This is a genomic window from Pseudoalteromonas luteoviolacea DSM 6061, from assembly GCF_001625655.1.
Lineage (GTDB): Bacteria > Pseudomonadota > Gammaproteobacteria > Enterobacterales > Alteromonadaceae > Pseudoalteromonas > Pseudoalteromonas luteoviolacea.
The window spans coordinates 1-15,523 of the sequence record NZ_AUYB01000146.1; the positions used below are offsets into that span (position 1 = coordinate 1).

At 40.9% G+C, this 15,523-nt stretch carries 12 protein-coding genes; 2 read left to right on the forward strand and 10 right to left on the reverse strand.

Annotated elements, in window-relative coordinates:
• Positions 1–13: 13 nt before the first annotated feature.
• Together N475_RS22615 and N475_RS22620 are read right to left on the reverse strand one after the other, a co-directional pair.
• Positions 14–499: a hypothetical protein gene (locus N475_RS22615; RefSeq protein ID WP_063366010.1), complete on the reverse strand. Its 486-nt coding sequence runs from the start codon at positions 497–499 to the stop codon at positions 14–16.
• A 149-nt stretch (positions 500–648) separates the two neighbouring features.
• A complete protein-coding gene (locus tag N475_RS22620) occupies positions 649–870 on the reverse strand; it encodes a hypothetical protein (protein WP_063366011.1) in 222 nt (73 codons plus the stop codon).
• 303 nt (positions 871–1,173) lie between these two features.
• On the opposite strand from N475_RS22620, the gene N475_RS22625 reads away from it, so the two are divergent.
• Complete coding sequence (locus N475_RS22625) at positions 1,174–2,037, forward strand: hypothetical protein (RefSeq protein ID WP_063366012.1); 864 nt, start codon at positions 1,174–1,176, stop codon at positions 2,035–2,037.
• Positions 2,038–2,169: 132 nt separating this feature from the next.
• On the opposite strand, the gene N475_RS22630 is transcribed toward N475_RS22625, so the two are convergent.
• The 7 genes from N475_RS22630 to N475_RS22660 all read right to left on the reverse strand — a co-directional run bounded on the left by N475_RS22630 (position 2,170) and on the right by N475_RS22660 (position 13,488).
• Positions 2,170–4,980, reverse strand: a complete 2,811-nt coding sequence (locus N475_RS22630) for a bifunctional aconitate hydratase 2/2-methylisocitrate dehydratase (protein ID WP_081216023.1) — start codon at positions 4,978–4,980, stop codon at positions 2,170–2,172.
• A 619-nt stretch (positions 4,981–5,599) separates the two neighbouring features.
• Positions 5,600–8,284, reverse strand: a complete 2,685-nt coding sequence (locus N475_RS22635) for a DUF349 domain-containing protein (protein WP_063366013.1) — start codon at positions 8,282–8,284, stop codon at positions 5,600–5,602.
• Complete coding sequence (locus tag N475_RS22640) at positions 8,274–8,555, reverse strand: YeaC family protein (protein ID WP_063358365.1); 282 nt, start codon at positions 8,553–8,555, stop codon at positions 8,274–8,276. The genes N475_RS22635 and N475_RS22640 overlap by 11 nt, the downstream gene beginning before the upstream one ends.
• Before the next feature lie 2 nt (positions 8,556–8,557).
• The gene (locus N475_RS22645) at positions 8,558–8,884 is read right to left on the reverse strand and encodes a hypothetical protein (protein WP_063358364.1); all 327 of its coding nucleotides are present in this window, start codon (positions 8,882–8,884) and stop codon (positions 8,558–8,560) included.
• 72 nt (positions 8,885–8,956) lie between these two features.
• Positions 8,957–10,669, reverse strand: coding sequence for an alanine/glycine:cation symporter family protein (locus N475_RS22650; protein WP_063358363.1), 1,713 nt, complete (start codon positions 10,667–10,669; stop codon positions 8,957–8,959).
• A 68-nt stretch (positions 10,670–10,737) separates the two neighbouring features.
• Complete coding sequence (locus tag N475_RS22655; protein ID WP_063358362.1) at positions 10,738–11,865, reverse strand: M14 family metallopeptidase; 1,128 nt, start codon at positions 11,863–11,865, stop codon at positions 10,738–10,740.
• Between the two features lie 180 nt (positions 11,866–12,045).
• Positions 12,046–13,488, reverse strand: coding sequence for a glyceraldehyde-3-phosphate dehydrogenase (locus N475_RS22660; RefSeq protein ID WP_063358361.1), 1,443 nt, complete (start codon positions 13,486–13,488; stop codon positions 12,046–12,048).
• Between the two features lie 319 nt (positions 13,489–13,807).
• Between N475_RS22660 and N475_RS22665 the strand changes: the two genes are divergently transcribed.
• A complete protein-coding gene (locus N475_RS22665; protein ID WP_227008432.1) occupies positions 13,808–14,617 on the forward strand; it encodes a DUF2989 domain-containing protein in 810 nt (269 codons plus the stop codon).
• Positions 14,618–14,633: 16 nt separating this feature from the next.
• Here the strand turns inward: N475_RS22665 and N475_RS22670 are convergent, their stop codons facing one another.
• A complete protein-coding gene (locus tag N475_RS22670) occupies positions 14,634–15,227 on the reverse strand; it encodes an MlaC/ttg2D family ABC transporter substrate-binding protein (protein WP_405127411.1) in 594 nt (197 codons plus the stop codon).
• Positions 15,228–15,523 lie beyond the last annotated feature (296 nt).

A 15,523-nucleotide genomic window follows, 5' to 3' on the forward strand; every position in this document is an offset into this window, starting at 1 on the left:
AAATTGGGTGGAGTTACACATTAATATCTGCATACTTGTAACTATGGGAAGAAGAAGACGATTTTCCTAACACTCTAGTACACTCAAACCGTTCGACGCTTCTATCTCCTTCATCATAGAAATACATTCCAGTGACAACAAACCCATTTCCACAGCTATACCAATTATTACCATTGCCATTCATAAAAACATTGTAAATTTGACGAGTAGATAACGTCATACCGTCAATATCTTTCGCTTGAAAACCGTACAAGCTCCTATCTGCAGACGCATTCAATGCACTGAGAATATGCACCGCAAGCCTTCGATTGCCATATAGTGCTAGCTTCCAGCCAGTGCCTTTGCCCAGCATGGTATAAAAATCAAAAGCTTGAGTGCTTACATCGCCATACAGTTTTGACACTTCAAAATGATCCGTGTGTGGAAGTTGAGCAGCTCGAGTAATAGGTGAACAAATGTACAGTGCAATCAGCATTATGAATAGAACATAAGTTTTCATTTTATCTTCCTTATAAAGATTGAATTTCCTTACAAAATTAGTCCACCTTTCTAGATAGAAATATTACGCATGCTTACACTTGAGAAACAAAACCTCGCTTTGTAACCTGAGCACAATCAGAACAATAAAAAAGCTCTGTACTTGAATGTCTAACTCTCTTGTTCAGCGCGCGCGAACCACTCGATAACCTGCTGTAAGTAGGCATCACCATATTTGGCAGAAAACTCTTGTGTATGGCGATCGTTCGAATTTTGAAGCGACACAATTCGGCTGCGAGCATACTCTGGGGTTAAATTTATATTGCACTTTACCGTAATAGCGTGGCGCCACTGTTCATAGTTTTGAAAATAAAAATTGCTGGTCTCAAGCATTATAATTAAATTCCTCATTAAGTTTTTTAGATGGGACACTCGAACAAGTCTCGTATTGAGGTGACTTAAATGAAGCCTTCATCCAGTACCATAACCAATCAAAACTCATAACAATAAACGAACTTGATCTGAAAAATTTTAGTCTGAATCGCTCTAAAAACAATATACGCAGCCAACCTGTTTAATGGGCTGTTCAAACAACCGCACTGCTTTTCTATTTCCCCCATGTAATAGCTTTGTAATTGATAGTTATTACGGCTTTCCTATTTTCTATCTTGAAACTCAACAAGTAAGGAAAGAAACATGAACAGATACAAAATTGCCTTAATATTTTCAACCATTTTATCGGCCAGCGTGTCCGTACAATCACTCGATAGTGTCGCTATAATGAGTGACTCTCTTTGGTTACAGCCCAAGCTTTCGCTTTACAAAGAATCGGCTATGAGAGATTACTGCGCTTCAAGCTGGAATCGTCAACTGTTTTTTTGTTCAGAGTCTAGTCTAGTAGAAACTAAAGGCTATAAAGTTAACGCTGTAGAAAAATCCTACTACACAATTTCTCCTTCTAGATATAGCGACAGATGCATGACAGACCAAGGGTATGCAACCTTGGTGAACTCAAACCCTTGCAATGGTTCAAGCGCCCAAAAGTGGGAAATTTGGTTAATGAATGGCACGATATCAGTTCGACCATTAGGGGATTCATTTCGAGCTATGGGTTACAACGATATGGGGTTTAATGAGCTATTTCTAGATGCCCTAAGAGCTAACCCAAGCACAAATCGTCCACTTCCTAAACAAAGTATATGGAATTTCAATTTGAGTACTTCAGCGGGTGGCAGCTGGAGCAGTTCAGGAGGCCAAGATTATAACCACCAATACAATCCTGAATTTACCTTTACTCAACAATACAGTGACTATGTTGAACTCTATCTTGATGGTCATGCAGGAGATGCATACTTAACACTTATCAAACCTAATGGTGAAATCCTTAGAGACGATGATAGCGGAGATGGATATGATTCTAAAATTCGTACCAACTTACCTGCTGGTACCTACAAAGTTGTGGTAGGAACATACAAACCGAATTATACAGGTAACTATACTTTGACCATCACAAGTCCAGGCATTAGACGTGACAGGTTTTCTGTATATCAGTCTAGATAGATCAAAAATAAACTATATAAAATCAGATGCCCTAAAGGCCTAGACGGTTCATTCACAAATACAACAATGCACTAAATTGAAATAAAAAAGCGCGTACAAGACGCGCTTTTTCTAGTTCTCAATCGTTACTGATTAAACAACTTTAACCGGCACTGCTTGCTCAGAACCAAACTTAGTTGTTAGTTCTTCTTCAAGCGGAGTGAACGCTGTCAGGTCAATACCTTCAACTGCTGCTTTGTACTCAACCATAGTTGGGAAGCGACCAAGTACAGTTGAAAGAACAACTAGAGGGGTTGAACCAAGTAGCGACTCACCTTTCTTCTCTGATGTATCAGCTACAACACGGCCTTGGAATAGACGCGTAGAAGTTGCAATTACAGTGTCACCAGGTTCAGCTTTTTCTTGGTTACCCATACATAGGTTACATCCAGGGCGCTCTAGATATAGGATGTTCTCGTACTTAGTACGTGCAGCTGTTTTTGGTTTTTCGTCGTCAAACTCAAAACCTGCGTACTTAGCTAAGATTTCCCAATCACCTTCAGCTTTTAACTCATCAACAATGTTGTATGTTGGTGGTGCAACAACTAGTGGTGCTTTGAATTCGATTGAACCGTTTTGCTTCTCAAGGTTACGAAGCATTTGCGCGATGATCTGCATGTCACCTTTGTGAACCATACAAGAACCTACGAAACCAAGATCAACTGGCTTGTCGTTGTAGTATGAAACAGGACGAATTACGTCGTGCGTGTAACGCTTAGATACGTCTTCGTTGTTTACATCAGGGTCTGCAATCATTGGCTCAACGATTTCGTCAAGATCAACAACAACTTCTGCATAGTACTTAGCATTATCATCCGGTGCTAGAGCTGGTTGCTCACCAGACTTAACGCCAGCGATACGCTCATCTGCAAGGTCAATAAGGCCTTGAAGCGTCTTAGCTTCGTTTTCCATACCCTTGTTGATCATGATCTGGATGCGGCTCTTAGCAAGTTCAATTGACTTGATAAGCGTTTCATCATTTGAAATACAGATTGACGCTTTCGCTTTCATTTCTGCGGTCCAGTCAGTGAAAGTGAACGCTTGGTCAGCCATTAGCGTGCCAATGTGCACTTCGATGATGCGACCTTGGAATACGTTCTCACCACCAAATTGCTTAAGCATTTGCGCTTGCGTTGCATGTACAACGTCACGGAAATCCATGTGCTCGGCCATTTTGCCTTTAAAGGTAACTTTAACTGAGTCTGGAATTGGCATTGCAGATTCACCAGTTGCTAAAGCTAATGCCACAGTACCTGAGTCTGCACCAAACGCTACACCTTTAGACATACGCGTGTGCGAGTCACCACCGATGATGATAGCACGGTCATCAACCGTAATATCATTCAGTACTTTGTGGATAACGTCAGTCATTGAGTGGTAGATGCCTTTCGGGTCACGAGCAGTGATAAGGCCAAACTTATTCATGAATGCCATTAGTTTAGGAATGTTCGCTTGCGCTTTCTTATCCCAAACAGACGCTGTGTGACAACCAGACTGATATGCGCCGTCAACAAGTGGTGAAATCGTTGAAGCAGCCATTGCTTCAAGTTCCTGTGACGTCATAGGACCTGTTGTATCTTGCGAACCTACGATGTTAACTTTAACTCGAACGTTAGAGCCTGCATGTAGTGGCGTGTCTGAAGCAACGCCTACTGCATTTCGGTTGAAGATCTTCTCAACAGCAGTTAGGCCTTGACCTTCGTGTGAAATTTCTTTAGAAGGTGCATAAACAGTTGGCGCTTCAACACCAAGCGTTTCAGCAGCAAGTGTTTGAAGTTTCTTACCAAATACTACCGCGTAAGAACCACCCGCTTTCATAAACTCTACTTTTTGTGGAGTGAACGCAGATGAAATATCAGCAAGCTCTTCTTCGCCGTTGAATAATTTTTTAGCTTTGGTATCGATAGTAAGCACAGTGCCAGTTGCTACTGAGTATGCTTCTTCTAATACTGGGTCGCCGTTCTGGTCAGTAACAGTATTACCATTTTCGTCTACTTTCTTAACCCAGTTTTTAAGGTCAAGGCCGATACCACCAGTTACATCAACTGTAGTAAGGAAAATTGGTGCGATACCGTTAGTACCAGCAACAACTGGCGCGATGTTGATAAACGGAACGTAAGGGCTTGCTTGAGTACCTGCCCATAATGCTACATTGTTCACACCAGACATACGTGAAGAACCAACACCCATAGTACCTTTTTCTGCGATAAGCATCACTTTCGCGTTAGGGTGCTTCTCTTTAAGCGCAACGATTTCTTGTTGAGCCTCAGGTGTGATCATACATTGGCCGTGAAGTTCACGGTCAGCACGTGAGTGCGCTTGATGACCTGGAGATAGTAAATCAGTAGAAATATCGCCTTCACCTGCGATAAAAGTAACTACTTCGATTTTTTCTGCAACATCAGGAAGCTTTGTGAAGAACTCTGCTTTCGCATAGCTTTCTAAGATATCTTTAGCTACTGCATTGCCTGCTTTGAATGCATCTTGTAAGCGAGCAGTGTCCGCATCGTATAGGAATACCTGCGTTTTAAGTACTTCAGCCGCTTGCTTCGCTACCGCTTCGTCATTGCCAAGAGCAAGATCAAGAAGCACAGCGATTGAAGGACCACCTTTCATGTGAGAAAGCAGTTCAAATGCAAATTCAGCAGTGATTTCTGCGACAGTCTCTTCACCTAGGATAATTTCTTTTAAGAATTGTGCTTTAACACCAGCAGCGCTAGTTGTGCCTGGAAGTGTGTTGTAGATGAAGAATTTAAGAGAATCTTCGCGGTGCTCATGCCCAGCGTCTTTAATTTGGGCGATAATTTCAGATAATAGCTCTGCGCTATCAATTGGTTTTGGATTTAGTCCTTGTTCCGTTTTACGGGTTTGGATCTCATCCAAGTACTCAGTATACAAACTCATATAAACCTCGTCAGGCAGTAATACGCATAGATAAAACAGGGTTATTTTACCCTATTTTAAAGCGCTCGTAATCATTTAACTAAAAAGCACTTTTTAGTATTAGTTTGTGCCGCAAAATACACTAAATTCACTACGTTACGCTAATTTATAAAGTTAATGCGCGGTATAAACACCATTTATATGATAATAATTCCCATTTACCAAACTAATATTACTCAGTTCGCCATAAACGGTATGCCATTTGATGCAATAGTCAATTCAAATACAACTCGGTGGCACATCAACCTACTCGAATCTCAGCTACAGTATCTCTAGTTAGAGACACCTAAATTTAGTATTAAAAATTATTAGCTTATGGAGTTTAAGACGGAATTCATTGCAAAGTATACGGGGAATACAAGACAGGCGGATAATGGTATGTTGAAAACCAAGGCCTATGAAGTTATGCGTTCTGCTCTTTGGTAACCCTTATGCACCAACAATCATAGTAAAAAACGAAAATAACTTCGATGCTCTGATCGCTCAGCCAAGCCTTAGTTTCGCTTATCTAAAGGATAGGATACGGCTCAGTTCAAAACTCTGATCTAAAAAAGGCCCTAATGGGCCTTTTTAAATTTGCTTATGCATTTAGCACTTTAAGTAAACGTTCGGAGCTTAAATCAGCACCTTCTATGTTTGCTTGTGCCAAGTAACAGACAAGGTAAAAGTCCAACTTATGAGACTCACCTTGCAGCTTTTCATCAAGTAAAGCCACTTGCTCAGCCATTCTAGCCTGTTGCTCCCCTTCAGGTGACTCGATATTGGTCAAAATTTCCAACCTCAACAACAAGCTGTTTGCACTCAAACCCAATGCATTTTTACCCTGCCAGCAAGATGGAATATCCGTTCCTTGCTCCACGGCATTCACTAATTCAGCAAACTTTTCCCTAGTTAGGGTTGAGAATAGTTCATTTAACTTGATGCTCACTTGCTCAAGCAATGCCTTCTTTATCTTAGCCAAGCCGCCAAGGACTTCTAGTGCCGCGATGTCAACTTGTAGCTGGCTAAGTTCTGACTGCGTCTTTGCCTCAATTACTGCACTATCAAAATTTGCCAGTACTTGACGCTGTTCCGCTTCCAACTCTGCATTTTCACGTTTTTGCTGCGCAACTAATTCCTCGCGTTTAGCAAACACAGCATCATTGTGCTTTCTAAATGTTTGCCACAACACATGCTCGTTTTTGCTACCTGCAAAGCCAATACCTTGCCATTTCTTTTGTAGCGTTTTCAATTCATCACATGCCTCGGCCACATTTTCATTGTCAACTTGTGCTTGTGCTTCATCAACCAGTGCTTGTTTTTGCTGAGCATTGTTTTGATGGTGAGACCTTAAACGTTCATTGATTTTTGAGTAAGCATCGCGGTATTTGCTATTTAACCCCTGATACGTTTGGGAATCTAAACTGCCAGCACCGCGCCAAAGTTTATTAACACGATTAAATTGGCTTTCCAGCTTACGCCATGCACCCTCTTCTTCAACCGAAAATGAAGTTAGTTCTTGCATTTGAACAATCAGCTTTTCTCTGTCTGTAATCACTTTTTTGCGGGCTTCTTCTTGCTCAGCAAAATAAGCTCTACAAGGTGCGAATAGCAATTCGATCTTCTCATCAAACTGTTTAGCTTGCTGTTTTTCCTCTTCGCTTTCAATACGACCAAGTTCATTCCAGCGTACTCGAAGCATTTTTACATCCGCTGCACGCGTTTTTGGATCAATATCAGTCTCGTTTAGCTTTTCGTCAAGCGACTCTAAAAGTTCAGTTCGTTTAGGTGCAGACGCATAACGTTGCCAGTCTTTAACTTCTGCTAACTGCTCCTGCAATGATTCATGTTGCTTTGCAACTTGCTCTTTATGGCCGGCTGTCAACTGCTCATAGCTTTCGATGAAACCATTAAATACACCAAATGCGATATTAAAACGGCCTTGCTCGATGAGTCTTTGTACATCGCGTGCTTTTTTACGCGCTTCTTTGAGCAACTGCTGCTGTTTATCTACCAGCGGCTTCATAGCTGACAAAAACGTCTTTGAAGCTTCACCTAGTTCAGATTTAGCCTGCTTCTTTAGTTCACTCGGTAATGACTTAAGGGCACTGTTACAAACTTGGTATGCTTGTTTTTGCTCACTCAGCAATCTATCAAGCTGTTCAATATCTTCGCTCGCTTCAATTTGAGCCAGTGCTTCTAAAGAAACCTGAAACTCTTTGCTAGCTGCAATCATTTCAGGCAACTGCAACAATACTTTATTCAGCTCAATCACTTTATCTAAGAATGGTTGTAACTCTTTATCGTTACGATATGGCGACTCTTCCAGCGATTTTACAAGTTGTTCGTACTGAGATTGTAAAGACGCTTGTGATTCAACATCTAGTTTTTTCACAGCATCATTTACCACAGACTCAAAACTATCACATTGAGTTTTAATGTCTGAAATGGCATTAAGCTTGTCTTCTTTCGCTTTTTGCTCTGCAAGCAGCTCTTCATGCTGTGCTTTTAGTTTGCCGATGTGTAAAGACAGCTTTTCGGTCAATTTGTGATACTTTTCTGACTGAATATTTAATGCTTCTTCATCAAGCCACTTTAATTCTAGTGATTGCCACTGCTGACTTAATTCTTTAAATTGTGTATCTACATATTGATAGTCTAATTTTTCTCGCAATGCGTTGAGCTTTGCAAGGATCAATTTCACCTGTTCAGCAACTTGTTTAGGCATCACTTTCGCAAGCCTAGCGGATTCCAAATGCGCATCAATTTGTGCTTTCGCATCCCCTTGGGCACTTTTCAATACCGCTTTGGTTAACTCATATTGGAAAATTAGTTCAAGCAAAGCCACTTGGAGTGACACATCACCCTCTTTAAATGCTTTTTCAATTAGCTTGGCATTTGCTATACGTTTTAAAAGTTTAACCCTTTGTGCCAACGCAATATCCGAAAACGCTAATTTTTCTAACGTTTTAACTGGTGCGTAACGATCAATGTACTCTTCTCTTATCTCATTGCTTAGCATTTGAGAGCCAGAAAGCACAGCTTGGTTAATGTGCTGTTCCGCAACTTCTTTTAATGCCTGATCTTGCTTATATACTTTCCACCACAATCCTAGGTCATCAATTTTGTTGAGGACTTTTTTTCTTATTTGTATCGAGTCGTCCTCTAATGCAAGCGTAGTAAGTGCTTCCGCATCCTTGGTTATATCTAATTTATCCACCGCCGCTAAACGCACTTGCGCTTTTGGGTGCTTCCATTTAGGTGTAAATAAGTGTTTAAAGATCATTTTCAGTGAACCTAGCTATTTCGTTTTCTGCTTTAAATTCTTTTTGCAATTCTCGTTTTGACTTTTGAACCATTTCACCGTCTTCATTTATCGTGAATTGCTCATTCGACTTTGCGACTTTTGCTTGATACAACATGACGAGTTGAACAGTCTGCTCTTTTTGTGCCTCAGTCAATTCAGTACCATCAGGCCAGCGACCTGTGGATGCACCGTATTGCAAGCGCTCAAATAATTCTGGGGTAATGCTACTTACCAAATTCTCTACATTCATCGTCACTTTTTCTTTTTCAAAATTACTAAGATCACGCGATTAATCAAATACCAAACCATACCAATACCGATGGCTGATTTGGCAGCGTACATCTCTATGCTGCCCTCAACTGGGTGTTGCCAGTACATATATAAGAAGCCACCTAAAAACAGGATCAGAGCTAAGAAAGAGTAATTCGTAATGCTCTGCTGTTTCTTTATACGGTTTCTCACAGATAAACGACGTAATTCGTCTTCACTTATGTTGCCGAGCTCTACATCGCAATGAGGGCACACTGTATGTTTAGAAGAAATCGATTTATTACAACTGGGGCATTGGGCAATTGCCATACTCTAGTTACTCCGAATAAAAAATAAGGCGCCAGATGGCGCCCTATTCTACTTGGTTTAAGCTAATTTGTCTTACTGGAAATCGCGAGATTTTTCGATTTTATCGTCTCCAGAAGCTTGACCTTGCTCTTTTTCAAACTTTTCCCAATATTCATCAACGGTTTCTTTCATTTCTTTTCTTAAAACCATAATGCCGAATAAGTTAGGAAGCGTCATAACCACAATACCTACGGCTGCCAATTTCCAAATTAGCGTCGTATCAGCAAATGATGCCCAGAAGAAACCTGCAACATAGAATACACGATAAGGCATCACTGAACGCGGACCTAACAAATAAGTCATTGCGCGGTCACCATAATACGACCAAGCAATGGCTGTAGAAAACGCAAAGAGCAGTAAGCCAATAGACACTATATACTTACCACTGTCTCCAAAGAAACCTCGTGTAAACGCTTTTGTTGTTAATTCAGCAGAGTGGACCAACGACTTACCTTGGATAGTAATGCTTGGGTCAACAGGAGTACCGCTTTCAATGTCCACTGTCCCCGTATACTGATGCGCATCGGAAATACCAAAGCGGATATCTTCGCCAATTGAGCGAGAGTGAATTACGGTAAAGTCTTTATTGACCGCAATCCCCTGAACTACCTGTATCGCACCGGTATACTCTTCGACTTGGTGGTCAGAATGACCATTCAAATACTTGTAGAGCTGCTCTCTGTCTGCTTCGTTTGCCTCGTCATAATTGCCTTTGATAAAGGTCATGCCCGAGCGTTCAAATTCGGTCTCAAACTTTTCTGTCCAAACGCCTGAGGACAATATCACTAGACCTGTCAATGTACAGATGATGATTGTGTCAATAAATGGTTCTAGTATAGATACCATACCCTCTGATACTGGCTCATCTGCTTTTGCTGATGCGTGCGCAATTGGGGCAGAACCTTGACCTGCTTCATTTGAGAACAATCCTCGGTTTACACCGCGGTTAAACGCATAAGCAAAAGAGGCGCCAAGGAAACCACCAGCAGCTGCCGACCCTGTAAATGCATTAGTGAAAACTGATACAAAAGACGGTCCAATATTTTCGATATTGTAAAAAATAACTGCAAACGCACCAAGAATGTATACTGCTGCCATGACAGGAACTACTCTTGAAGTTATTGCCGCAATACGTTTGATGCCTCCAAGAATAACAAGCGCTAGTAAAATCGATAAAACAGCACCAGTCGCCATTCTTTCAAAACCAAATGTCGCTTCCATACCTTGCGCGATATTATTGATTTGCGGCAAGCTACCCGTACCAAATGAGCTGATAACAGTTGCAACTGCGAATAAAACCGCGAGCCACTTCATGTTTAAACGCCTGTCCATGTAGTACATAGGTCCACCAGCCATGGTACCATCAGCAGTTTTAACACGATATTTATGAGACAAAGTTACTTCTACAAACTTAGTTGTCATACCAAAGAATGCGGTCATCCACATCCAAAATAGTGCAGCTGGACCACCGATTGAAATAGCCAGTGCTACACCACCTATGTTACCTGTACCTACCGTACCGGATAATGCCGTAGACAACGCTTGAAAATGCGTTGTGTCACCTTCATGTGCATTCTTGTCATACTTGCCGGTAACAACACGACAAGCGTGTTTAAAATAGCGAATTTGTGGGAACTTTAAATACACTGTAAAAAAGAACCCCACCCCCAGCAATACATATGGAAACCACCACGAGCCTCCAAGCATGGCATCTAGGCTATCAAGAAAACTTCCTAATACGTCCACGACACTTCCTCTTCTAGTTGTTGTTATATAAATAAAAAAGGCAACCCAAAGGGCTGCCTTACTGTTGATTATCTTAGGTTATCTACAACTTTAACAATTGCAGCTAATGTATCTTGTCCAAACTGATACGAACGTCTATCCGACCAACCAAAGTGTGGATCTGGCAAATCTGCATTATCTTTGAATGGCATCTCTATTGTGTAAGATAGAGCTTTAAACTCTTCACCAACAGCACACGATGCAACAGTCAGGTTTGCTTGACCTGGCTCATCTTTTGGATAACCATAAACGTCTTGGAAATCTGGTGTGATTGTCAATAACGCATCTTTAAACTGGTTCTCTAAACTAGCTAAACGCGCATCATAACTTGGGATCCCTTCGCTACCTGCAACAAAGTTGTACGGAAGAGCTTCATCTCCATGAATGTCCAGATACATATCTAAACCTACAGCACGCATTTTTTCTAATACATAATAAACTTCAGGCGAATTCTCGACGCTAGGCGTTTGCCATTCACGGTTTAGGTTCACACCATTAGCATTAGTTCTTAAGTGACCTCTCACACTGCCATCAGGATTCATATTTGGCACTATGTAGAAAACTGTTTTAGACAATAATGCCGCGGCATGCGGATCTTCGTCGTCTAGTAACTTTTCTAACAGGCCCTCAACAAACCACTCGGCCATTGTTTCTCCAGGGTGTTGACGTGCCGTAATCCAAACTTTTTTCTTTGCATCACTGGGTTCACCGACAACCAATAGACTAATATCTCGACCATCAATGGTTTGGCCTAAAGTTTCAATTTGACACGCATCATGACTTTGGGCTCTGTAGAGTAAATCTAAATGACGCTCGTAGCTATACGGTGCAAAATAAGCAAAAAATGTGTGGCTATATTCTGGTTCGAAGTCAATAACCAATTGTCCATCTTGATATGTGGTCGGGACTCTAAACCAAGTTTGTCTGTCATATGAGGCCACAGCCTGATAATCATCCCACCCTTCAGGATAAGCTGATTCAGCTAATTTGTTGATGTGTAATTTGTGCTCGACAAAAGGAGTTGACTCTAGACGAAAGTGAAACCATTGAAAAAAGTCTGAGTTGTTGTCTTTGTTGATTTCAAGCTGTATATCGTGAGGCTGCTCAGCCGAAATTACCTTGATATTACCGCTGTCAAAATTACTTGAGATTCTCATATTTACCCTAATTTTTTGGCAAGGTTATTGCCGTAATATTGCCTACTTGAAGCAAAACAATGAATTGTTATTCATGTTAGCTAGATGTAGCTAAAAACTGTGGAAAGCCTAACACACATGACGCCGATCAAAAACTAAAAAAGCCAGCAAATGCTGGCTTTTTTAATGGTCATACCTTTATTAAGGTAGACTTGGGAAAGCTACTTCAGCCATATCGCGCATTACGCGTACAACCTGACAGCTATAACCAAACTCGTTATCGTACCAAACGTAAAGTACAACACGGTCGCCATCAACAATTGTTGCTTGAGAATCAACAACACCTGCATAACGGCTACCCACTAAGTCAGTAGATACGATTTCTGTCGACGCAGTATAGTCAATTTGATCACGTAGGTCAGAGTAAAGAGAAGTTTCACGCAAGAACTCGTTTAACTCTTCAGATGTAGTCTCAGAACCTAGGTTCAAGTTTAAAATAGCCATTGAAACGTTAGGCGTTGGTACACGGATAGCGTTACCAGTTAACTTACCGGCTAGTTCAGGAAGTGCTTTAGCTACAGCTTTTGCAGCACCTGTAGAAGTGATAACCATGTTCAATGCAGCACTGCGTCCACGACGCTCTGCTTTGTGGTAGTTATCAATTAGGTTTTGGTCATTTGTATAAGAGTGAACCGTTTCAACGTGGCCGTTCTTGATACCAAACTTGTCGTTAAGTGCTTTCAATACAGGTGTGATTGCATTTGTTGTACAGCTTGCCGCTGACACAATCTTGTCTTCACCAAGAATATCTACATTATTTACACCGTAAACAACGTTCTTGATGTCACCTTTTGCAGGAGCTGTAAGAAGTACTTTAGACGCGCCTTTAGACTTAAGGTGTTTACCTAGACCATCTTCATCTTTCCAAACGCCCGTGTTATCAACAACTAGTGCGTTTTCAATGCCGTACTTAGTGTAATCAACTTCTTCAGGTGTGTTTGCGTAAATTACCTGGATGTAGTTACCATTTGCTTTAATCGCACTCTTTTCATGATCAACAGTAATAGAACCGTCGAATGGGCCATGGATTGAATCACGACGAAGAAGGCTTGCGCGTTTTTCTAGATCGCCGTCACGACCACCGCGAACAACAATTGCGCGAAGACGTAAATCAGCGTGAGAGCCGCCGCGCTCGATAAGCAGGCGCGCTAATAAACGTCCAATACGGCCGAAACCGTATAGTACAACGTCACGAGGTTCTGGACGTGTACCTTTATTTAATAAGTCAGCAAGCTCACTGTTCAAGTATTCTTCGATTGAACGGCCTTCACCTGCATTCTTGTAGATATATGCATAAGCTAGCTTACCTAAATCGATGCGACCAGGTGCAAGCTCCATTTTGCTGATAGCTTCTAAGAATGGGAAGCTTTCACGAAGACGCAATTTAGTCTCTTCAAAACGTGCAACTGTTTTATGTGCTTTGATAACGTCAATTGTACTTGTGTTGACAAGTGGACGGCCATAAACAGCGATTTCAACACCTAAGTTACGGTATAAGCGACCAATAATAGGTTGCATATTCTCTGCGTAATCTTGGCGCTCTTGCCAGCTATTTTGATATTCTTGCTCGTGAGATAAGGTCATTTTTTCTGCCTAATAAACAATTTTTTGAACGGATAGCCCTTCTGGGCAACGCCATTCTAATTTAATCTGCAATTATTCTCCACTTTTACCTGATATTTCCTCAAGTTTTCATAAAAGGAACACGCAAACAACCCGCCTAGTTACTAAAAATTAAGAACTTGCCCAATTAGCCTAATATTGCTCTATTCAAAATTCATAAAATAGTCGTACAAAACTCACTATCTAGATTAAACTTAGATAACATACGTCGAGTTGGGGCTGTTTCGAAAGATGCAAAAATGGTATGTTGTGCGCGTGTAAAAATTATTTAGGATAAACAATGGCTAATAGGTGGATGTTTTCTATTGTCAGTGCTTCTTTACTCACATTAATGACAGGATGCGAGGAACCGTTAACACTGGCTAAAGTTTGTGACGAAACGCCAGGTTTTTGTAGTGACCTCAATAAAGACAGTCACTGTAAAGAAGAAAGAGCTTCTGTCATTATTAGTCGCTACTTAGAGTACAAAGATCCTACCGATGATAACAAATATCAGCTGCTGAAAAAATTCGAAACATACAACACTTGTATTTCTCTAGCTGCAAAAATAGAACACATAAAGCTAAAGGAAAAAACCACCTCGCGCGTAGAAGGTCACCTTACTAGTTTAAAAGAAATGAACCGAATTTATCACGAGACACGAGGTTCTGATCACCCGGGTCTTTTGTATTACCATTGGTCGAGAAACAATAGCCAATTTGCGATGAATAAATTGCTCAGGATGCAAGAAGAGCCATATGTAAAGGATAACAGTGAGATCCAAATGTTTTTGGCAACTTACTATGCAAAATTTGACGATGATAAAACCATAGATCTGCTTTACCGAGTATTAGAGTTAAACCAAGCGGGAGAAACACCGGATATAGAAGTATACAAAGCACTAGTGAGCATTTTTTACAAACAAAAGAAGTTCAAGCATGCCTATACTTTTGCGCGGATCGCACAGCTATCCGGTTTTGAGGCCGTTGACATCATCGATATAAAGCACGAGTTAACATCACGTGGAAGAAACATAGGTGTACTTGAGCAGCTTGCGCTTAAAACACGCGAGGAGATTGAAACGGGTAAATTTCTTTCTCCTCGAGGCTAATTACTCACAGCGTTAATTAACCTTTACTTTTAAGCTCAGTCGTTACCTGCGCTAAGCCTACTTGGGAAATTCGCGAAACGATCTCTTTTTGTTTCGCACTTAACAACGAGATACCTTCAGCCACTAAATCATACACTTTCCACTGTCCATCTTTCCCTTTACGGAACTTAAAATGTAGATCAATATCTGGGCCTGCGCTTTCTTTAATAATCGCCTTGATCGTTGCATACTTGCTATCTTTAGGAACAGGGCCTTTTTCAAAAACAATCTCTTGACCTTTATATTGCATCAGTGCACTCGCATATGTGACTTCTAAGTAGTGAGTCACAGCACCAATAAACTCAATGGCTTCTTGACGCTTTAAGCCTTTAATATGTTTCCCTAATAACTTTCTCGATACGAAACGGGTATCGATATGTGGCATTAAACGCTCTTTCACAATGCCACGCATTTCCTTTGGTGTTGCTTTGCCTCCTGCATTCACTTTCTTTATGTCCGCAAAGAGCCCGTCACCAACTTGTGTTATCAGTTGATAAGGCGTCTCATTAGCCATCGCCATCGTTGAGCAAAACACTAAAAATAAAAAGCTGACGACTTTTTTCAATTTCAAATCCTCTCAGAATAAATTAACGTCCCACATGGCTCAAATGTGGGTTCATAACAACATATTCAACCACACCCTTATAAATGAATATGTTAAGCCATATCCTAAGGTTATATGATCGCAAAAGTTGTCAAAAATTGTATTGAATTTTACAGAATGAAACATTCTGCTTAGTAGAATGGACCTGAGAAGCGTGCAATCTGTTTCAAATTAGCGCAGCTTTTTGTTGCTCTTGAATTTCAACAATGTATACAACACAAAATCTTGTTGCACTTACTCAATAGCCCAGACAGTTTAAAAAA

What these genes read in the sequence shown, in the direction of transcription:
- N475_RS22615 (WP_063366010.1), bottom strand. Translation starts at nt 499, where the DNA reads ATGAAAACTTATGTTCTATTCATAATGCTGATTGCACTGTACATTTGT.
- N475_RS22620 (WP_063366011.1), bottom strand. Translation starts at nt 870, where the DNA reads ATGCTTGAGACCAGCAATTTTTATTTTCAAAACTATGAACAGTGGCGC.
- N475_RS22625 (WP_063366012.1), top strand. Translation starts at nt 1,174, where the DNA reads ATGAACAGATACAAAATTGCCTTAATATTTTCAACCATTTTATCGGCC.
- N475_RS22630 (WP_081216023.1), bottom strand. Translation starts at nt 4,980, where the DNA reads ATGAGTTTGTATACTGAGTACTTGGATGAGATCCAAACCCGTAAAACG.
- N475_RS22635 (WP_063366013.1), bottom strand. Translation starts at nt 8,284, where the DNA reads ATGATCTTTAAACACTTATTTACACCTAAATGGAAGCACCCAAAAGCG.
- N475_RS22640 (WP_063358365.1), bottom strand. Translation starts at nt 8,555, where the DNA reads ATGAATGTAGAGAATTTGGTAAGTAGCATTACCCCAGAATTATTTGAG.
- N475_RS22645 (WP_063358364.1), bottom strand. Translation starts at nt 8,884, where the DNA reads ATGGCAATTGCCCAATGCCCCAGTTGTAATAAATCGATTTCTTCTAAA.
- N475_RS22655 (WP_063358362.1), bottom strand. Translation starts at nt 11,865, where the DNA reads ATGAGAATCTCAAGTAATTTTGACAGCGGTAATATCAAGGTAATTTCG.
- N475_RS22660 (WP_063358361.1), bottom strand. Translation starts at nt 13,488, where the DNA reads ATGACCTTATCTCACGAGCAAGAATATCAAAATAGCTGGCAAGAGCGC.
- N475_RS22665 (WP_227008432.1), top strand. Translation starts at nt 13,808, where the DNA reads ATGGCTAATAGGTGGATGTTTTCTATTGTCAGTGCTTCTTTACTCACA.